Below are 20,723 nucleotides of genomic sequence, written 5' to 3' on the forward strand. Positions count from 1 at the left end.
CAATTTTTTATTTGACCCTTGCAAGCAAGCGTGTATAATGAAGCTAGTAAGTTTTGTTCTGGAGGAGAGCAACATGTTTGAATTTCTGATTAACAAATTAAAAGCACATCCCCGCAAAATTGTATTTACTGAGGGAACCGATCCCCGCGTTCTGGAGGCTTCCGCCCGTCTGCTGTCCGGAACATTTTTAACTCCTGTACTGGTGGGAGATCCGGAGGAAATTCAAAAGGTGGCAGAGGAGATTGGCTTCAATATCCGGGGCGCGGAAATCATCAATCCCGCCACCTTTGAAGACATGGAGAAGATGGTCGCAGAGCTGACCGCGCTGCGCAAGGGCAAGGTCACTGAGGAGCAGGCCCGGGAGCTGCTCAAGCAGGGCAATTACTTCGGCACGATGCTGGTCAAGATGGGCTATGCGGACTCCCTGCTGGGCGGCGCTACTTATTCCACCGCCGATACGGTTCGCCCGGCGCTGCAGATCATCAAGACCAAGCCCGGCAACAAGATCGTGTCCTCCTGCTTCATCCTGGTCCGTCCCTCCGCCACCGGTGATCGGGAGGTTTTGGCGATGGCGGACTGCGCCATCAATATCAATCCCACAGAGGACGAGCTGGTGGAGATCGGCTTGGAGACAGCCGCCACCGCCAAGCTCTTCGGCGTTGATCCGAAGATGGCCTATCTGAGCTATTCCACCTATGGCTCTGGCAAGGGTGAGGATGTGGATAAGATGCGCGGCGCCTGTGCCAAGCTGAAGGCGATTGCACCGGACTTGGACGTGGATGGCGAGCTGCAGTTTGACGCCGCGGTTTCTCCAAAGGTGGCACACACCAAGTGCCCGGGTTCTTCAGTGGCCGGCCATGCCAATACCTTTATTTTCCCGGATATCAATGCCGGCAACATCGGCTATAAGATTGCCCAGCGGCTGGGCTCCTTTGACGCCTATGGGCCCATTCTGCAGGGCCTGAACGCCCCGATCAACGACCTCTCCCGGGGATGCAACGCCCAGGAGGTCTACTCCATGGCCATCATTACCGCCGGCCTGTGCGACGATTGAGCTGACCATTTATGACAAAGAGAGCCCTCCCCGGAGATTTTCCTTCGGGGAGGGCTCTTTGCCGGTAAAAACACATGGACAAAGTCACCCATCAGCAGGGCGCTCCAAGGGCCAGGCAGCGGAAAAAAGAGCAGGACCGTCTAGGGCGTCCTGCTCTTTCCTGCTCTTATTTCAGATTAAAGAAGGCCTTTTTGCCGGGGTACTCCGCAACATCCCCCAGCTCCTCCTCGATACGCAGAAGCTGATTGTACTTGGCCACCCGATCCGTGCGGCTGGGGGCGCCGGTTTTGATCTGGCCGGCGTTCAGGGCCACGGCAATATCGGCAATGGTGGCGTCTTCCGTCTCGCCGGAACGGTGGGAGACAATGGCGGTGTAGCCGGCACGGTTGGCCATCTGGATGGCGTCCAGGGTTTCGGTCAGGGTGCCGATCTGGTTGACTTTGATGAGGATGGCGTTGCCTACCTTCTTCTCAATGCCGGTGGAGAGGCGCTCCACATTGGTGACAAACAGGTCGTCGCCCACCAGCTGGACGCGGTCGCCGATGGCACGGGTCAACATGGCCCAGCCCTCCCAGTCAGTCTCAGCCATACCGTCCTCCAGGGAGACGATGGGGTAGTTGTCGGCGAACTTCTTCCACATGTTCACCAGCTGCTGCTGGGTCAGCTTCTTGCCGGACTTGGGCTGGATATAGAGCTTCTCCTCCTCGTTCCACCACTCGGAGGAGGCTGCGTCGATGGCGATCATGAAGTCTTCCCCAGGCTTGTAGCCGGCCTCCTCAATGGCCTGGACGATCACCTTCAGGGCGTCCTCGTCCTTCTTGAGGTTGGGAGCGTAGCCGCCTTCGTCGCCCACGCCGGCGGCGGGGGTACCGTTCTCCTTCAGGGTGGTCTTGAGCTGGTGGAAGACCTCGGCGCACATGCGCAGAGCTTCCCGGAAGGTGGGAGCACCCACGGGCATGACCATGAACTCCTGAATCTCCACATTATTGGTGGCGTGAGCACCGCCGTTGAGGATGTTCATCATGGGCACGGGCAGCTGCTTGGCGTTGACACCACCGATATAGTTATATAAAGAGACACCCAGGCTCTCTGCGGCCGCCTTGGCACAGGCAAGGGATGCGCCCAGGATGGCGTTTGCGCCCAGACGAGCCTTGTTGGGTGTGCCGTCCAGCTCAATAAGAGCCTTATCAATGGCAACCTGATCCAATACGTTCATGCCAATGAGGCACTCTGCAATCTCAGTGTTGGCATTCTTTACGGCGTTTTCCACGCCTTTGCCGTTGTAACGGCTCTTGTCGCCGTCCCGCAGCTCACAGGCCTCGTAGATGCCGGTGGAGGCGCCGGAGGGCACTGCAGCCCGGCCCATGGAGCCATCCTCCAGATAAACCTCCACTTCCACGGTGGGATTTCCGCGGCTATCCAGAATCTCACGGCTCAGGACGTCGACGATTTCAAGAATCTGCTTCATAGAACACGCTCTCCTTATTATGAAATAGATTGGGGTAACAGCGCCATCAGCGGGACACCGCGAACAGCAGCGTGCCTGCCGGTGAATTCCGTTGACATTATATCGGCAAACGATTACCCTGTCAAGCGGCGGCAAGAATTTTTCAGAAATGTTGGATTTTTACCCCCAAAAAGTCCTCGTTGGACGGTAGATCGGCAGAGGAAGAGGAAAAAAATGTTACAAGGCTCCTCCGCGTCTCCGGACGTATGTGGGACGCCTCTTCCCACGGCACTTTCCGCCAGGGTGCAGCCCTTGCGTGCTACCGATTTGCCCGGTTGGGCGTGGAGATACGAAAGAGCCCCGCCAGACGGCGGGGCTCTCCGAGATATGTTACAGCAGGTTCATCAGGTTGAACGCCAGGATCAAGCCGGAGAACACGATAGAGACCGTGGAGCACAGCTTGATCAGGATGTTCAGAGACGGGCCGGAGGTGTCCTTGAAGGGATCGCCCACGGTGTCGCCCACCACAGCCGCCTTGTGCTGTTCGGAACCCTTGCCGCCGTGGTGGCCGGATTCGATGTACTTCTTGGCGTTGTCCCAGGCGCCGCCGGCGTTGGACATGAACACCGCCATGGCAAAGCCCGTAACGGAAACGCCGCCAAGCAGGCCCACCACACCGGTGGGACCCAGCACCAGGCCCGTGGCAATGGGGACCACAATCGCCAGCAGGGCCGGGGCCACCATCTCGTGCAGCGCGCCTCTGGTGCACAGGGATACGCAGGAGGCATAGTCCGGATCGGCCTTGTAGTCCATGATGCCGGCGATCTCCTTGAACTGGCGGCGGACCTCCACTACGATGGACTGGGCGGCTTTCTGTACCGCGCTCATGGTAAAGGCGGAGAACACAAAGGTCAGCATGGCGCCGATAAACATACCTACCAGGACCGTGGGACTGGTGAGGGTGAAGTTCAGCGTCTCGGTGGTGTTCTCCTGGACAATGTTCACATAGGAGACCAGCAGCGCCAGAGCGGTGAGAGAGGCGGAGCCAATGGCAAAACCCTTGCCGGTGGCGGCGGTGGTGTTGCCCAGGGAGTCCAGCGCGTCGGTACGGCCGCGGACCTCCTCAGGCAGGCCGCTCATCTCAGCAATGCCGCCGGCATTGTCGGCCACGGGGCCGTAGGCGTCGGTGGCCAGGGTGATACCCAGGGTGGAGAGCATGCCCACGCCTGCGATGCCGATGCCGTAAAGACCGCGGTTGAAGGCCTCGGTAAAGGCGCCGGCCTCATCCACAATCACAGTGCTGCCGCCAGCGGCAAAGTAGCTCACCAGCACCGCCGCGGCCACGATCAGAATGGAGGTCAGAGTGGACTTCAGTCCCAGGGAAATGCCGCCGATGATGATGGTGGCGGAGCCGGTCTCGGAGGCGGCGGCCAGTTCCTGGGTGGGCTTGTATGTGTCAGAAGTGTAGTACTCGGTGAAGTAGCCGATGGCGCAGCCGCCCACGAGGCCGCAGAGGATGGCGATGTACACGCCCCAGCTGCCCAGGATGAAATAGGTCAGGGGAGCCGCCAGCACGGCCGCCAGCACGGCGGCGGTGTAGGTGCCGGTGCGCAGGCTCTTGAGCAGGGACTCCTGGGTGGCGTTCTCCTTGGTCTTCACCAGGAAAGAGCCCAGGATGGAGCAGATAATGCCGCACACGGACAAAGCCATAGGCAGCAGCATGCCGTTAAAACCGTATCCGCCCACGGCGCCCAGGGCAAAGGTGGCCAGGATAGAGCCCACATAGGACTCGTACAGGTCTGCGCCCATGCCGGCCACGTCACCCACGTTGTCGCCCACATTGTCGGCAATGGTGGCGGGGTTCCGGGGGTCATCCTCCGGGATACCGGCCTCCACCTTGCCCACCAGGTCCGCGCCCACGTCGGCGGCCTTGGTATAAATGCCGCCGCCCACACGGGCGAAGAGGGCCATGAAGGAGGCGCCCATGCCGTTCATGACCATGATATTGCCCAGGGAGACCGGGTCGGCAACGCCGAAGACATAGCGCAGCAGATAGTACCACATCGTGATGTCCAGCATGCCCAGCCCCACCACGGTAAAGCCCATGACGGAGCCGGAGGAGAAGGCCACGCGGAGACCCTTGTTCAGGCTCTCAGAGGCGGCCTGGGCAGTGCGGGCATTGGAGCTGGTGGCGATCTTCATGCCGATGAAGCCCGCCAGCATGGAGAATACGCCGCCGGTGACAAAGGCGAAGGGGGTATACTTGGACAGCATCTTTCCCCCAGAGCCAAAGGCAATGGCCAGCAGGATGATGAACACGACCACAAACACCTTAAAGACCGTGGTATACTGCTGCTTGAGGTAGGCATTGGCACCGGAGCGAATGGAGGCGGCGATTTTCTGCATTCGTTCGGAACCCTCGGAGTAGCTCAGGACCCGCTTGGCCTGCATCCACGCGAACAAAGCCGCGATCAGCGCGCCAACGAATCCTATCCAGAACAGATTTTCCATGATTTCCTCTCCTTGCGTTGGTTTTATGCGTTTGTTGACCTCATTATTTTAGCATATGTGCTGTTTTTTTCAAGCAACGGTTTTCCTCTTTTGCGCAAGCATACGAAAATTTTTCGTTTTACATAAAATGACTTTGGCGAATTGGAAAAACTTTGTGAGAAATATTGTAAAAAATGATTTTCTTGGCTGATGTATGGAGGTCTCTGTGTGATCTCAGGGGTTTTTTCGCGGACTTTGTGCATTTTTTCTCTCGTCACGCCTCTGGGGCTATGGTATAATAGCCGCAAAGCGGCCGTGGTACATGAACCTAGATACCGTACCTCATACCTGTGGTACCATGGCTGCGCCGCCGCAGGCTGCGGCGGCTGCCTGAAACGGTATTGGGAGTGAAGCGCTGCCTGCCGTGTAGAGACTGGGTATGATTCTATCTGCCCAGCGGGTATGATAAACAAGCGAGACCTCCCCAAAGCGCCGCCCAACCGTGACGGCCGGGCTGGTTGACAACAGATGAGGAGGCCATATTCTTGCGTCCCACGAAAAAGCGCCGCGTTCTGCGGCGGATTCTGATCCTGCTGGTGCTGGCTGTGCTGGCGGGGGGATACGGCTGGTGGAGCAACATCACGTTGCAGACCGCATATTTTGATCCGGCGTTTTCGGACCTGCCCACCGGCTTTGATGGGTGCCGGATCGCAGTGCTCAGCGACCTGCATGGCGCTGAGTTTGGGGAGGACAACGCCGCTCTTTTTGATGCCGTGGCTGCGGAGCGGCCGGACTATATCTTTTACCTGGGCGATTTGGAGGACCGCTACCGGGGCCCAGCTGCCGGCTATCCGGAACAGGTGGCAGAGGGCCTTTGCGCCATTGCGCCCACTTATTACGTCACCGGCAACCACGAGTGGGCCATCGGCGGCGTGCCGGAGCTGAAAGAGCGCCTGACAGAGCACGGCGTCACCGTGCTCTCCAACGAAGCCCTGGTACTGGAGCGAAACGGTGACGCGCTGGTGCTCGCCGGCATCGACGACCCCAATGGCTACGCCGACCAGAAGACGCCCCAGGAGCTGGCTGCCGAGATCTACGCCGCCTACGGCGATCCGTTCTGGCTGCTTCTGGCCCACCGCAACGACCGCTTCGAAGGGGAGTACAGCCTGCTGGGGGCAGACCTTGTGATCTCCGGCCACGGACACGGCGGCATCATTCGCCTGCCCTTCACCGACGGGCTGATCTCCACGGACCGGACCCTCTTCCCCTCCTATACGGCGGGGCTCTATGAAAAAAATGGCTCGGCGCTGTTTGTCACCCGGGGACTTGGAAATTCCGGCCCCTCCTTTCGGCTGTTCAACCGGCCGGAGGTGGCGGTGGTGACGCTGCACCGGGGCGGCTGAAAGGAACCAAGCTATGACCGAGTTTCTCGCCGGACAAGTGGATATTGCCGTGATCGGCGCTGGTCACGCGGGGATTGAGGCGGCGCTGGCCGCCGCGCGGCTGGGGATGGAGACCATCGTGTTCACCATCAACCTGGACGCGGTGGGCAATATGCCCTGCAACCCCGCCATCGGCGGTACCGGCAAGGGCCACCTGGTCCGGGAGCTGGACGCTCTGGGGGGCGAGATGGCAAAGGCCGCGGACGCGTGCTGCATTCAGTACCGCCTGCTGAACAAGAGCAAAGGGCCGGCGGTGTGGAGCCTCCGGGCCCAGGCAGACCGGCGGAGGTACCAGGAATACATGAAGCACGCCCTGGAACGGCAGGAGCACCTGAGCGTCCGTCAGGGCGAGGTGGTAGAGATCCGGACGGAGGGCGGCGCCGTGAGCGCCGTGGTGCTCTCCACCGGCGCGGTGTTCCAGGCCCGGGCGGTGATTCTGGCAACCGGCACGTACCTCACAGGCCGGACCATTGTGGGCGAGTGTGTGGAGAACTCCGGGCCGGACGGCATGCACGCCGCGCTGCGTCTAACGGAGTCGCTGCGGCGGCTGGGGCTTCCCCTGCGCCGCTTCAAGACCGGCACGCCGCCCCGGGTCAATGCCCGAACGGTGGACTTTGATGAGATGGAGCTTCAGCACGGCGACACACTGCCGGTGCCCTTTTCCTACGCGACGAAAACTCCACCGGAGAACCAGGCCGTCTGCTGGCTGACCTGGACCACGGAGGAGACCCACCGCATCGTCCGGGAGAACCTGGACCGGGCGCCCATGTACTCCGGACTCATCGAGGGTGTGGGCCCCCGCTACTGCCCCTCCTTTGAGACGAAGATCGTCCGCTTTCCGGACAAGCCCCGGCATCAGCTCTTTGTGGAGCCCATGGGCCTCCAAACAGAGGAGCTGTATATCCAGGGCTTTTCCTCCTCGCTTCCGGAGGAGGTGCAGATTCAGATGCTTCACAGCGTGCCGGGACTGCGGCACGCCGTCATGACCCGGCCTGCCTACGCCATTGAATACGACTGTATCGACCCGCTGGCCCTGCGGCCCACCCTGGAGGTGAAGGCAATTCCTGGTCTCTACGGCGCGGGGCAGTTCAACGGTTCCTCCGGCTATGAGGAGGCCGCCGTTCAGGGCTTTGCGGCCGGCGTCAACGCCGTCCGGAAGCTCCGGGGGCAGGAGCCATTTCTCCTCTCCCGCAGCGAAAGCTACATCGGCACGCTGATTGACGACCTTGTGACCAAGGGTACGGAAGAACCTTACCGCGTCATGACCTCCCGCAGCGAGTACCGCCTGCTGCTCCGCCAGGACAACGCTGACGCGCGCCTTACCCGCCGGGGCTATGAGATCGGGTTGGTATCGAAGGAGCGTCTGCGGGTGGTGGAGGAGAAGTACGCCGCCGTGGAGCGGGAGATCCGCCGCCTTTCCCATACCGGCGTGGCGCCGTCCGCGGCGCTCTCGGCCTTTTTGCGGGAGCGGGGCACCACCGACGCGGCGGACGGCTGCGCGCTGCTCTCCCTGCTGAAACGGCCCCAGATCCACTACGGAGACTTGGCCGCCTTTGACCCGGAGCGGCCGGAGCTGCCGGCGGACGTGGAAGAGCAGGTGGAGATCAGTGTGAAGTACGAGGGCTACATCCAGCGACAGCAAAAGCAGGTGGAGGAACTGCGGCGGATGGAGCGACACAAGCTGCCGCCGGACCTTGACTACCAGGCCATTCAGGGCTTGCGGCTGGAGGCGCGGGAGAAGCTCTCCGCCGTCCGGCCCCTGGACCTGGGGCAGGCGGGGCGCATCTCCGGCGTGTCCCCGGCGGATATCGCGGCGCTCATGATCTATCTGGAGCGGTAGGAGAGCAGGATGGACATCTCGTTATATTATGAAAAGCGCGGCGCCGGGGAACCCCTGGTGCTGCTTCACGGAAACGGGGAGGACGGGAGTTATTTCCTCCACCAGATGGAGGCGTTCTCCCGGGAGTTTCTCGTCTACGCACTGGACACCCGGGGCCATGGGCGCTCCCCCCGGGGGAGCGCGCCCTTTACCATCTCCCAGTTTGCGGAGGACCTGCTGGCCTTTCTGGACGAACAGGGGCTGAAGCGGGTGAATCTGCTGGGGTTCAGCGATGGAGGGAACATCGCCCTGACCTTTGCCCTGCGCCACCCGGAGCGGGTGCGCCGGCTGGTGCTGAACGGAGCCAACCTGAACCCCCGTGGCGTGAAGGCTTGGGTGCAGCTGCCCATTGTCCTGGGTTACCAGATCGCCTCGCGGCTGAAAAGCCCCAAGGCCCGGACCAACGCGGAGATGCTGGGACTCATGGTCCATGAGCCGCAGATTCCCCCATCGGAGCTGGCGGGGCTGATGATGCCGGTGCTGGTAATCGCCGGAACCCGGGACATGATTCGGGAGGACCACACCCGTTTGATGGCCCGGGAGATTCCGGGGGCCCGCCTTGCGCTGATTCCGGGGAATCATTTTATTGCCAGGCGAAATCCGGCCGCCTTCAACCGGGCGGTCTGGTCATTTTTTCAGGAGACAGCCGTCTCCGGGGAGGAAACCTTATGAGAATGTTTCTGGCCATTGTGGCGTGCAAGCTGCTGCGGTTTGCAGGCAAGCTGGTGGGCAAGGGTAGCAGCCTGCCGGGGAAATACGCCCTGAAGCTCTGCCCGGATATTCTGCGCCGGGTGACGCTGCCGCCCCGGGTGATCGCCGTCACCGGCTCCAACGGCAAGACCTCCACGGTGGAGATGATTGCCGCGATTCTGCGGGCGGACGGTAAGCGCGTGGTCTACAATGAAGAGGGCTCCAACCAGATTGAGGGCGTCACGACCCTGGTGCTGACCCACGCCACGCTGGGGGGGAAGGTCCAGGCGGACGTGCTCCTCATTGAGTCCGACGAGCGGTACGCCGCCCGCAGCTTCCAGTATTTCCACCCCACGCAGTTCGTGGTCACGAACCTCTATCGGGACCAGCTGACTCGCAACGGCCACCCGGAGTGGGTTTACGATGCCCTTGTTCCGGCGATCCACCCGGAGACGGAGCTGATTCTCAACGCTGACGATCCCCTCTCCAGCTGCCTGGGACGGGGGCATGAGCGGGTGAAGTGGTTCGGCCTGGACCGCTGCCCCTCTGACCAGGACGCGCCCACAGGCGTTTACCACGACGGGGCCTACTGCCCGGTGTGCCACGCCCCCATGGAGTACGATTACGTCCACTATAATCACATCGGCGCTTACCATTGCTCAAGCTGCGGCCACGCGCGGCCAGCCACGGACTACACCGCCACGGCGCTGGATCTGGAGCAGGGCACGCTGGTGCTGGATGAAGCCGTGGAGATCCCGCTGGCCTTCCGCAGCATCTACAATGTCTATAACATCCTGGCGGCCTACGCCGCCTGCCGGGAGTGCGGTGTGGCGGCGGAGACCATCGGCGGCGCGGTAGGCGGCTATGTGCTCAAGAACGGCCGAATGCAGACCTTCCGCCTAGGCGCACGCCACGGGACGCTGCTCACCAGCAAGCATGAGAACTCCATTGCCTACGATACGAACCTTGGCTATATCGCCGCCGCGAAGGACCCCTGCGTGGTACTGGTGGTGGTGGATGCTGTGAGCCGAAAGTACTTTACCAGCGAGACCAGCTGGCTGTGGGACATCGACTTTAACCAGCTCGCCTGCCCCCAGGTGCAAAAGATCATCCTCTCCGGCCGGTACTGCAACGACCTGGCGGAGCGGTTCTCCTTCACGGACATCCCTTGGGAGAAGGTGGAGGTACAGGAGAGCATCCCGGCGGCCTGCGAGACCCTGAAATCCGGCGGCGGGGAGGAGCTGTACGTGGTCACGTGCTTCTCTGATCGGGACAAGGTGCTGTCCCACGTGGAAAAGGAGGCGTGAAGAGATGGAGCTTCGGTTTTTGCATTTCTATCCAGACCTGATGAACCTCTACGGGAGCTACGCCAATGTGTCGGTTCTCCGGCGATATCTGGAGCGCCTGGGCCACACGGTGGTGGTGGAGGCAATTCTTCCGGGGCAGGAGGCCGACCTCACCGGCGCGGATTTCCTCTATATGGGCGCGGGCACGGAACGGGCGCAGAAGGCGGCTTTGGCGGATTTTGCCTGCTATGGGACGGCGGTGCGCGCCGCCGCCGAGGACGGCACAGCCATGCTGTTTGCCGGCACTGCCATGGAGCTGCTGGGCCGCACGGTCTCCGACGCCGAGGGGACAGTCTATGAGGGAATCGCCCTGGCGGATTTCACTACAGTCCAGGGGAAAAAACGGCTGGTGGAGGATGTCTACGGCACGACGGACCTTTATCCAGAGGCGGTGGTGGGGTTCATGAACAAGTGCGGTGTGACCACCGGCATCACAACGCCGCTGCTCACCACGGTTTCCCTGGGCTATGGCAACGAGGGGGAGGAGACGCCGGAGGGCTTCCACTGGAAAAACGTCTTTGCCTCGGAGTTGACTGGACCACTGCTGGTGAAGAATCCGCGCATGCTGGAAACGGCGGCAGCGGCGATTCTTGCCCGGCGGGGGGAAGCGCTACCGGAGGAACGGCCGGTGGATACCTGGGCTGAGGCAGGCTACGCCATCACGGCGGAGCAGCTGCGGCTGCGCTGTAAAAGGCCTTAATATATGAGCAAGGGCGCGCCAGAAGGCGCGCCCTTTGGTTTTTATTCGGTGTCGCTGAGAATTTCATTGTGCTTATCCACCACTTGAATTTGCAGATCGCCGGGATTGTCAGTCTCAGGGTCCTCGGTCAGGCGAATCAAGCGGGGGGTGATGTACTCCGCGTCCAGTCGGCGGCCCTCTATGGTCACTTGACAGTAGGGGCTGAAGTTTTCGCCCAGAACATACCAGATTTCCTCTCCCTGCTGGACGATGGAGGACACGGTAATAGGAGCCATGCCCATCTGCATGTCCGTGGGTTCATAGGGGCTGGCACCGCCATGGAGATAGTTTTTTCCATATAAGGCGTCATATTGCAGTTTTAAAAGGTCAGAGGCATAGGTGGACTCCTCCCGGCAGAACTGTTGGAAGGCGTTCATCACACCGGTTGTGATGCCGATACGGTTCAATGCTGCGGCAGCGAGCTGATAGGCGCAGAGGTCTTCGTCCGCCTTTTCCAGATGGAAGTTATCCCAGATCACATACTCCGTCTTGTAAAGGCTTCTGGAGGACATATTCCGCCCCTCCAGATCCAGGGCGGGGAGATGGTCGCCATAGAGTACAAGAATGGTTCGTTCCTCCCGCTGAGAGAGCATGTTTAGAAGATTGCGGAGAAAGGCATCCATCTCATGGACCTGATTCACATAGTACTCCAGAGCATTGCGGTTGGTTCCCTCAGGACAGGCAGTCACCGTGATGGCTGGATTCTCCAGCACCTGCTCCGTGGGGTATTTGCCATGTCCCTGCACAGAGACTGTGAATACCAGATCCGGCTGGTCCGGCGTGGCATCCAGGGCCTTGCCGATCTGGCTGGTGAGAATGGCATCCTTTGCCCAGTTTTTGGGCGTAAGCTGCACCTTTGGCATGTATTCCAGAGCGGTGAAGTCATCAAAACCCAGGTTGGCGTACACATCATTGCGGCCATAGAACGTGGCGCGGTGATTGTGGATGGCATGGGTGGCGTAGCCGTTTTCTTTTAAATTGTAGGCCACGCTCTCCACAGTTTGATCCGTCAGGCGGGTCTGGTAGGGGTATTCACCAGGACCGAACAGCCGGGTACTCATGCCGGTGAGGACCTCGTACTCTGTATTGGCGGTGCCGGCTCCCACCACGGGAACCGTCAGATAGCCGGTGGAATATTCCTCAGTCAAGGCTGTCCAGGTGGGGACGGCATCCTCTGACAGCTCCAACCCCTGAATTTCGGCTGGGTCGATAAAGGACTCCAGCTGTACAAAGACGACATTGACATCGGTTTGTGGATCTGCGGCGGGCGTATCCGCCTCTATCATCTCCCGAATGCGGGACATCTCCTGGGCGCTGTAGCGAGAGGGCTGGTGAATGCCCCGGTTCAGCCAGGTCTGTAAAAAACAGTAGGAAAAACCATAGTCCTCATAGGCAAAGGCCAGGTTGGAGAACACATGGGAGAGCTGCCCCAGATGAAAGGCCAGGGTCCAGCTCCCGGCCAGCAGGGCGCTCGACACCGCTAAGGCCGCGGTGCCGGTCATGAGACGCCGTCTGCCGGACGCGGTGCTGCGAGGGCCCTTCCAAAAGAGAAAAACCAGACCGGCGAGAACCAGCAAAATGGCGCCCACTAACAAAATGATGTAGGGCGTCGAGAGATAATTGGGCAGCGTGTCGATGCCTGTTTGAAAGACAGTTAAATCTGCCACAGTAAACGGCGTCATACGGTTGAGCAGAATGAATCCGTTGACGGCGCCGCCCATCAGCCACACCACTGAGACCAGCGCACACCAGAACATGCGGCGCCGGAAGAAAAAGGCGGGGGCCAGGGTCACTAAAACGAGAAAGACGTTTACCAGGAAGGCAATGGGATTTTCGGTGACGAACTGCCAGAAAGAGGAGGGGCCATCTGTAAACGCTTTGTGGTTGAAAAGTTCTGATATCAGCGTCAACCCCAGGGCAAGCAGCGGAATATAGAGGAACGCTTCGCGTTCCTTGGGATGCCTGGCATCCCAAAGGTGTATTGGCTGTTTCACAAAAGCGACTCCTTTCTTGGGGATTCGATTATACCGTGTCTGCCCGGAGAGGTCTATAACTTTTTGTAAATTTTTCGACAAAATTTTACACACGGGGTGAAGAATGAAAAAGGTCTGCATCGTTATGATATGGCAGCAGGGAAAAAGAGAGACTTGACTTCTCAAATGGATTGCACTATTATACTAATACAATAAATGAAAAGGAGAGGATTGTAGTTGTATTGGAAGATGCTGCAAAAAACCGGAGTGCTGGGATTGGCAGCAGCCTTGGTTCTGGGCATGGGCGCGCAGGCGGCTGAAGCGCCGTCCGCCCGACAGGAGGACTTGGACGCCCTTTATCAAAATTTAGAGGCCCGGCACCCGGATCTGTTTGCCAACACACCGGAGGCGGAGTTTTTGGAGAGAAAGGCCGAGATCGAAAGCCGCCTGACGACGGAGAGCGATGTGGACTTTCTCTTTGACCTGCAGAGCCTGACGGCCTTGGCTGGAGATTCCCATACCAGCATACAGGTGGCAGGCAGCGTAGTTGAGCAGCTATCTGCCTATCCCATGGTGCTCTCTTGGAGAGATGGGAGATGGTATCTCACCACAGCGCCGGCGGAGCAGAAGGCCCTGCTTGGCATGGAGGTCACAGCCCTGAATGGCCGGGATATGGATCAAGTGGTGGAAGCCTTCGGAGAAGTGCTCAGCGCTGACAATCCGGTGAAACTGCGGCGGCAATACCGGCAGGTGTGCAACGTGGAGGACTACTATGTCTATCTGGGGTTGGCGAAACCTGGTGAGCCATTGAAGCTCACTCTGGAGGATGGTGAAACCCGGTCTATCACGGCTGTGCCCTATCACTCCCTGGGAGAGACCGAGATTGCCCAGCTGGGCGCCCAGGTTTCCATGCCCGCCACTGCGGCTCGAGAGCAGGCATATTGGTCCCAGGCGCTGAATCCAAACACCTATTATATTCAGTACAACACCTGCCAGGAGGACCCGGAGCTTCCCATGGAGACCTTTGCATCCCAGGTGCAGGATGACCTGAACACAGGGAACTATAGCCGCGTTCTGATCGACCTGCGCAACAACGGTGGTGGCTCTGACGGGGTGATCTGGCCGCTGCTGAACGTCCTGCGGGAGGCGATGGATGAGGGCGCCGAGGTCGTGGGCCTCATTGGAGAGGCCACCTTCTCCTCTGCTATCATCAATGCAGTGGAGCTCCAGGAGATGGGGGCTGTGCTGGCAGGCGAGGCCGCCAGCGGCAGCGTGGACCACTTCGGCTCAGTGAGCGGCTTTACGCTGCCAAATTCCGGCATCCGGGTGGGCGTCTCCTCCAAATATATTGATCTGGGAACGCTGTTGGATGCAGATGCAGGCCGTGGCGTAGTCTCTTTGGAGCCGGATGTGGAGCTGCCCCAGACCATGGCGGACACCTTAGCGGGAAAAGATACGGCGGTAGAGTGGCTGCTGGCACATCCGGAGAGGTTGGCGCAACAAGAGTGGCCGAATGCACCTCTCACTCGAGGCCGTTTTGTGGGGCTGCTGTATGAGGCCGCTGGCAGTCCGGTCCAGACTCCAGAGGCTGTGTTCCCCGATATGCTGGGAGTTGAATGGTACCTGGATGCCATGATCTGGAGCGCAAATGCCGGCGTTGCCAGAGGCACTGCAGACGGGAGTTTTGCCGCATCCCGGGCGATTTCCTGGCAGGAGGCCGCGGTCTTCCTGACCCGGACCGTTCAGGCGCTTGGCTGGACGCCGGAGACGGTGCGCACAGCGCCCCTGCCGGCTGTGCTGTCCAAAGGCGCCTGGGACCAGGAGGCCCTGCAGAGCGCCTGGGCATGGGGCCTGCTGCCGGAGAATGCGGATTCCACGCCTACCCGGGCACAGGGAGAAGCCATGGCCGCCGCCCTGCAGGAGCTGGGCTGAACGGCAGGGAGCCGCGTGTACATTCAAAAAAGTGAGGAGCCGGTTGGCTCCTCACTTTTTCATTCAACAGAGGGAATCAGCCCTCGTACATGGCTTTGAGCTTGAGCAGGTGCGCATAGCGGTCCATGGCCGCCTTCTCGTTGCGCTCAAACAGCTCGCCGGCGCGGTCGGGGAACTCCCGGGTCAGGCGGCTGTAACGGGCCTCATTCATCAGGAATTCCTGATAGCCGCCCTTGGGCTCCTTGGAGTCCAGGGTGAACTTGGAGCCCTCAGCAGCGGGATTGAAGCGGAAGAGGTTCCAATAGCCGCACTCCACGGCCTTCTTCATCTCGTGCTGGCAGTTGACCATGCCGCCCTTGATGGAGTGCATCTCGCAGGGAGAGTAGCCGATGATCAGGGACGGGCCGGGATAGGCCTCAGCCTCCTGAATGGCCTTGAGGGTCTGAGCGGGGTTTGCGCCCATGGCCACCTGAGCCACATAGATATAGCCATAGCTCATGGCGATCTCCGCCAGGGACTTTTTCTTGATCTCCTTGCCGGCTGCGGCGAACTGTGCCACCTGGCCGATGTTGGAGGCCTTGGAGGCCTGGCCGCCGGTGTTGGAGTAAACCTCGGTATCAAAGACAAAGATATTCACATCGTTGCCGGAGGCCAGGACGTGGTCCACGCCGCCAAAGCCGATGTCATAGGCCCAGCCGTCGCCGCCGAAGATCCACAGGGACTTCTTGCGCAGGTATTCTTTTTCGGCCAAAATCTCTCTTGTCAGCGTGCAGGCATCGCAGTCGCAGTAGGTGGCCCCGGCGGCCTTCAGGCTCTCCATGTGGGCCTTGAATTCACCCAGGCCATCGCCAAAGGCAGCCTTGCCTGCGTCGCTGGCGGCAAAGGCCAGACAGGCGTCCACGGTCATCAGGCCCTCTTCCAGAGCGGCAATATACGCATCGGTGGCGGCGCCGTTGGCCTTGCCATCCTCCATGGTATCCAGCCACTTCTGAGCGGCGTCCTTCAGGCCGGCCCAGGTGTGGGGGACGGCAATCAGAGCGCGGGTCTTATCAGCAAGCCGCTCCCGGATGGCCTTCTGGCCCAGATACATACCGAGGCCGTGCTCAGCATTGTCCTCAAAGAGGGAGTTGGACCAGGCGGGGCCGTGACCGGCCTTGTTGGTGCAATAGGGAGAGGTAGCAGCGGGTCCGCCCCAGATGGAAGAGCAACCCGTGGCGTTGGAGATGTACATCCGGTCGCCAAAGAGCTGGGTTACGAGGCGGGCATAGCTGGTCTCGGCGCAGCCGGCGCAGGAGCCAGAGAACTCCAGCATGGGCTGGCGGAACTGGCTGCCCTTGACGGTGTCATCCTGCATGTCGGTCTTCTCGCTGACCTTGTCCACACAGTAGTTGAAGACCTCCTGCTGGGCGGCCTCCTGCTCCTGGGGCACCATGGTCAGGGCGCCCACAGGGCACTGGCCCACGCACACGCCGCAGCCCATGCAGTCCAGCGGGCTGATGGCCATGGTGTACTGGTAGACGCCCTTGCCCTTGCCGGCCTTCACATCCACGATCTTGGCGCTCGCAGGGGCGTTCTTGGCCTCCTCCGCCGTCAGGGCGTAGGGACGGATGGTGGCGTGGGGGCAGACATAAGCGCAGTTGTTGCACTGGATGCACTTGGTGGAATCCCAAGTGGGGACGGACACCGCCACGCCGCGCTTTTCGTAGGCGGCGGCACCCAGCTCGAACTGGCCGTCCACGTGCTTGACAAAGGCGGACACAGGCAGGCTGTCGCCATCCATCTTGCCCACGGGGAAGAGAATGGTCTTGACCTGCTCCACCAGCTCGGGCTTGCCGGAGAGCACGGTGGTGTCGGCGCTGTCCTGGGCGTCGGCCCAGTCGGCGGGCACGTCGAACTTCTTAAAGGCGGTGGCGCCGGCGTCAATGGCCTTGTGGTTCATATCCACCACGTCCTGGCCCTTCTTCAGGTAGGAGTGGGTGGCGGCGTCCTTCATGTAGCCGATGGCTTCGGATTCAGGCATGACCTTGGCCAGGGCGAAGAAGGCGGACTGCAGGATCGTGTTGGTCCGCTTGCCCATGCCGATCTCCTTAGCAAGGTCAATGGCGTTGATGGTGTAGACCTGGATGTTATTCTTGGCAATGTAGCGCTTGGAGGCGGCGTCCAGGTGGTGGTTCAGCTCCGCGTCGCTCCACTGGCAGTTGATGAGGAACACGCCGCCGGGCTTCACGTCCCGAACGATGGGGAAGCCCTTTGTGATGTAGGCGGGCACGTGGCAGGCCACAAAGTCAGCTTTGTTGATATAATAAGAGGACTTGATGGGCTTGTCGCCAAAGCGCAGGTGGCTGATGGTGACGCCGCCGGTCTTCTTGGAGTCGTACTGGAAGTACGCCTGGATGTATTTGTCGGTGTGGTCGCCGATGATCTTGATGGAGTTCTTGTTGGCGCCCACGGTGCCGTCGCCGCCCAGGCCCCAGAACTTGCACTCGATGGTGCCGGCAGCCGCCACACTGGGAGCGGGCTTCTCCTCCAGGCTCAGATGGGTCACGTCGTCCACGATGCCGATGGTGAACTGGCGCTTCATCTCTTTCTTGTTCAGCTCGTCATAGACCGCGAAGACAGAGGCGGGCGGAGTGTCCTTGCTGCCCAGGCCATAGCGTCCGCCGATCACCTTGACATCGGTCCGGCCGGCGTTGGCCAGAGCCGTCACCACGTCCATGTACAGCGGCTCGCCCTGGGAGCCGGGCTCCTTGGTGCGGTCCAGCACAGCTACCTTCTTGGCGGTAGCGGGCAGGGCGGCAAGCAGCTTGTCCGCGGCGAAGGGACGATACAGACGGACCTTGATGAGGCCCACCTTCTCGCCATGAGCGTTCATGTAGTCGATGACTTCCTCGGCAACGTCGCAGATGGAGCCCATAGCGATGATGACCCGGTCCGCATCGGGCGCGCCGTAGTAGTTAAAGAGCTTGTAGTTCGTGCCCAGCTTGGCGTTGACCTTGTCCATGTACTTCTCCACCACGGCGGGCAGAGCGTCATAGTAGGAGTTGCAGGCCTCGCGGTGCTGGAAGAAGATATCGCCGTTTTCGTGGGAGCCGCGCATGTTGGGCCGCTCGGGGTTCAGGGAGTGCTTACGGAACGCCTCAACAGCGTCCATGTTGCACATCTCCTTGAGGTCCTCGTAGTCCCACACGGCCACCTTCTGAATCTCGTGGGAGGTCCGGAAGCCGTCGAAGAAGTTGATAAAGGGAACGCGGCCCTCAATGGCGCTGAGGTGGGCAACAGGAGCCAGGTCCATAACCTCCTGGACGTTGCCCTCGGCCAGCATGGCAAAGCCCGTCTGGCGGCAGGCCATCACGTCGGAGTGGTCGCCGAAGATATTCAGCGCATGGGTGGACACGGTCCGGGCGGACACGTGGAACACGCAGGGCAGCAGCTCGCCGGCGATCTTGTACATATTGGGGATCATCAGCAGCAGGCCCTGAGAAGCGGTGTAGGTGGTGGTCATTGCGCCCGCGGCCAGAGAGCCGTGGACCGTGCCGGAGGCGCCGGCCTCGGACTGCATCTCCACCACCTTGACCGTGGTGCCGAAGATGTTTTTCTGACCAGCAGCGGACCACTGGTCAACCAAGTCTGCCATGGGCGAGGACGGGGTGATGGGGTAGATGCCCGCCACCTCGGTAAACGCGTAGCTGACATATGCCGCCGCGTTGTTACCGTCCATGGACTTGAACTTTCTTGCCATAAACTCTTACCTCCTAATGTGCCGCCAAAGGCGGCTGTCTTACCAAAGCATAAGGCCTGGTCTCTCCTTCCAGGCTTTTGTGCGGACTTATTATAGCACAGGGCATGCAGGATGTAAACTGTTACTTTGTTATTTTTTACACAAATTATTCCGGTTTTTGCAGGAATTGTATTGCTTTCTGGCTGTTTTTCAGGATTTTTTTAAGCAGCTGTGTTTCTTTTCGCACCGCTGTGTGCTATACTTTTTAAAACGGCGGCTCAGTCCGCCAGTCAACCCCAAAGGAAGGCGGCGATGGGATGGTGGTCACAGTACGGTCCCTGGGACTTGGCGGAATTTCTGGATACGAGGTGAGCGCAGAGTGCTTTCTCTCCGGCGGCCTGCCGGCCTTTGACGTGGTGGGCCTGCCGGACGCCGCCGTGCGGGAGGCCCGGGAGCGTGTCCGGGCGGCGGTGAAAAACTGCGGCGCCAGGTTCCCGGTCAGCCGCATTACGGTGAACCTGGCACCTGCGGGCCAGAAAAAGGCTGGCACCTTTTATGATCTTCCGATTTTTGTGGGGATTCTCGCTGCCAGCGGCGAGGTGCCGCCGCTGCCGCCGGACGCGGCCTTCGTGGGGGAGCTTTCCCTCACTGGGGCGCTGCGGAGGGTGAACGGCGTTCTGCCCATGGCCCTGGCAGCCCGGGCGGCGGGTATCCGGCAGCTGTTCGTCCCGGCGGAAAACGCGGCGGAGGCGACGCTTGCCGGCGGCCTCACCGTCTACGGAGTGCCGGATGTGCAGACACTGACGGCCCATCTGCGAGGACGGGAGGCGCTCTCTCCCGCCCCGGTCTGGACCCCCGGCGGGGACGAGGTTTCCCTGCCGGACCTGCGGGATGTGATGGGCCAGGAGAATGTGAAGCGGGCGCTGGAGATCGCCGCCGCCGGCGGCCATAACCTGCTGCTGATCGGTCCCCCTGGCGCAGGGAAGTCCATGCTGGCCAAGCGCCTGCCCTCCATCCTGCCGGACATGACCCGGGAGGAGGCCCTAACTGTCTCTGGCGTTTGGTCCGTGGCGGGGCTGACGGACCCCAGGCACCCCCTGCTGACCCGCCGGCCCTTCCGCTCGCCGCACCACACCGCCTCGGCGTCAGCAGTGATCGGCGGCGGCCCGGCCATGCGGCCTGGCGAGGTCTCGCTGGCCAGCTCCGGCGTGTTGTTTTTGGACGAGCTTCCGGAGTTTCGACGGGATGTACTGGAGGCTTTGCGCCAGCCTTTGGAGGAGGGGGAGGTCACGATCTCCCGGGCGGGCGGGACGCTGCGCCTGCCGGCCCGGTTCCAGCTGGTGTGCGCTATGAATCCCTGCCGCTGCGGGTGGCGGGGGCACCCGGCGGGCAAGTGTACCTGTTCCGACCGGGAGGTGGAGCGGTACGTGGAAAAAATCTCCGGCCCGCTGTTGGACCGGATGGACCTCCACGTGAGCGTTCCCTCCGTGGAATATGAGGCCCTGCGCCGGAGAGAGGCTCCGGAGTCCTCCGCCGAAGTCAAGCGCCGGGTGGACGCCGCCAGGGGCGTGCAGGCGGCCCGCTTTGCCGGGACGGACACCATCTGCAACGCACAGATGCCGCCGGATCAGGTGGGCGGCTTCTGTGCCCTGGACGCGGCGGGGGAGAAGCTCCTGCGTGCGGCCTTTGAGCGGATGGGGCTCACGGCCCGGTCCCATGACCGGATTTTGCGGGTGGCCCGCACCATTGCCGACCTGGACGGCGCGTCGGAGATCGGCCCCGCCCATCTGGCGGAGGCCATTCAGTTCCGGAACACGGATATTTTAAAGGGATAGCGGCGGGGGGAGGCCACCGTATGGATATGACTGCGGAGATTGGTACAATGCCCCGCCTGTGATAGCTTCAACCTCAATGGAAAAAACCTATTACTATGCGGCGCTGATCGCTGCAGACAGATAAAAAAGGCCCCCCGGCGCAAGCCGGGGGGCCTTTTTACTAAGCGTTTGGAAGGAA

12 protein-coding genes are annotated in these 20,723 nt (G+C 60.9%); 8 read left to right on the forward strand and 4 right to left on the reverse strand.

Annotated features, from left to right (window positions below):
• The first annotated feature begins 73 nt into the window (after window positions 1–73).
• Entirely contained in the window at window positions 74–1,054 is a 981-nt protein-coding gene (gene pta / locus KJS55_RS08470; protein ID WP_187032492.1) for a phosphate acetyltransferase, read from the forward strand.
• Window positions 1,055–1,220: 166 nt separating this feature from the next.
• Here pta and eno read toward each other — a convergent pair whose 3' ends face one another.
• Together eno and KJS55_RS08480 are read right to left on the reverse strand one after the other, a co-directional pair.
• The gene (eno, locus tag KJS55_RS08475) at window positions 1,221–2,522 is read right to left on the reverse strand and encodes a phosphopyruvate hydratase (protein WP_187032494.1); all 1,302 of its coding nucleotides are present in this window, start codon (window positions 2,520–2,522) and stop codon (window positions 1,221–1,223) included.
• A gap of 369 nt (window positions 2,523–2,891) precedes the next feature.
• Window positions 2,892–5,012, reverse strand: a complete 2,121-nt coding sequence (locus KJS55_RS08480) for a sodium-translocating pyrophosphatase (RefSeq protein WP_213543122.1) — start codon at window positions 5,010–5,012, stop codon at window positions 2,892–2,894.
• A gap of 524 nt (window positions 5,013–5,536) precedes the next feature.
• On the opposite strand from KJS55_RS08480, the gene KJS55_RS08485 reads away from it, so the two are divergent.
• The 5 genes from KJS55_RS08485 to KJS55_RS08505 are packed head-to-tail and all read left to right on the forward strand — an operon-like array spanning window position 5,537 to window position 11,048.
• Window positions 5,537–6,394, forward strand: a complete 858-nt coding sequence (locus KJS55_RS08485) for a metallophosphoesterase (protein WP_213543123.1) — start codon at window positions 5,537–5,539, stop codon at window positions 6,392–6,394.
• Window positions 6,395–6,407: 13 nt separating this feature from the next.
• Complete coding sequence (gene mnmG / locus KJS55_RS08490) at window positions 6,408–8,273, forward strand: tRNA uridine-5-carboxymethylaminomethyl(34) synthesis enzyme MnmG (RefSeq protein ID WP_187032500.1); 1,866 nt, start codon at window positions 6,408–6,410, stop codon at window positions 8,271–8,273.
• A gap of 9 nt (window positions 8,274–8,282) precedes the next feature.
• Window positions 8,283–8,984, forward strand: a complete 702-nt coding sequence (locus KJS55_RS08495) for an alpha/beta fold hydrolase (RefSeq protein WP_213543124.1) — start codon at window positions 8,283–8,285, stop codon at window positions 8,982–8,984.
• Window positions 8,981–10,309: a Mur ligase family protein gene (locus tag KJS55_RS08500; RefSeq protein WP_213543125.1), complete on the forward strand. Its 1,329-nt coding sequence runs from the start codon at window positions 8,981–8,983 to the stop codon at window positions 10,307–10,309. Before KJS55_RS08495 ends, KJS55_RS08500 begins: the two co-directional genes overlap by 4 nt.
• A 4-nt stretch (window positions 10,310–10,313) precedes the next feature.
• Entirely contained in the window at window positions 10,314–11,048 is a 735-nt protein-coding gene (locus tag KJS55_RS08505) for a type 1 glutamine amidotransferase (RefSeq protein ID WP_213543126.1), read from the forward strand.
• A gap of 41 nt (window positions 11,049–11,089) precedes the next feature.
• Here KJS55_RS08505 and KJS55_RS08510 read toward each other — a convergent pair whose 3' ends face one another.
• Window positions 11,090–13,081, reverse strand: a complete 1,992-nt coding sequence (locus KJS55_RS08510) for an LTA synthase family protein (RefSeq protein ID WP_213543127.1) — start codon at window positions 13,079–13,081, stop codon at window positions 11,090–11,092.
• A gap of 216 nt (window positions 13,082–13,297) precedes the next feature.
• Between KJS55_RS08510 and KJS55_RS08515 the strand changes: the two genes are divergently transcribed.
• Window positions 13,298–14,992: an S-layer homology domain-containing protein gene (locus KJS55_RS08515; protein ID WP_213543128.1), complete on the forward strand. Its 1,695-nt coding sequence runs from the start codon at window positions 13,298–13,300 to the stop codon at window positions 14,990–14,992.
• Between the two features lie 76 nt (window positions 14,993–15,068).
• Here the strand turns inward: KJS55_RS08515 and nifJ are convergent, their stop codons facing one another.
• A complete protein-coding gene (nifJ, locus tag KJS55_RS08520; protein WP_213543129.1) occupies window positions 15,069–18,731 on the reverse strand; it encodes a pyruvate:ferredoxin (flavodoxin) oxidoreductase in 3,663 nt (1,220 codons plus the stop codon).
• Between the two features lie 296 nt (window positions 18,732–19,027).
• Between nifJ and KJS55_RS08525 the strand changes: the two genes are divergently transcribed.
• On the forward strand, window positions 19,028–20,545 hold the full coding sequence (locus KJS55_RS08525; RefSeq protein WP_187032514.1) for a YifB family Mg chelatase-like AAA ATPase: 1,518 nt from the start codon (window positions 19,028–19,030) through the stop codon (window positions 20,543–20,545).
• The last annotated feature ends 178 nt before the right edge of the window (window positions 20,546–20,723 follow it).

Source organism: Pusillibacter faecalis (genome assembly GCF_018408705.1).
Taxonomy (GTDB): domain Bacteria; phylum Bacillota; class Clostridia; order Oscillospirales; family Oscillospiraceae; genus Oscillibacter; species Oscillibacter faecalis.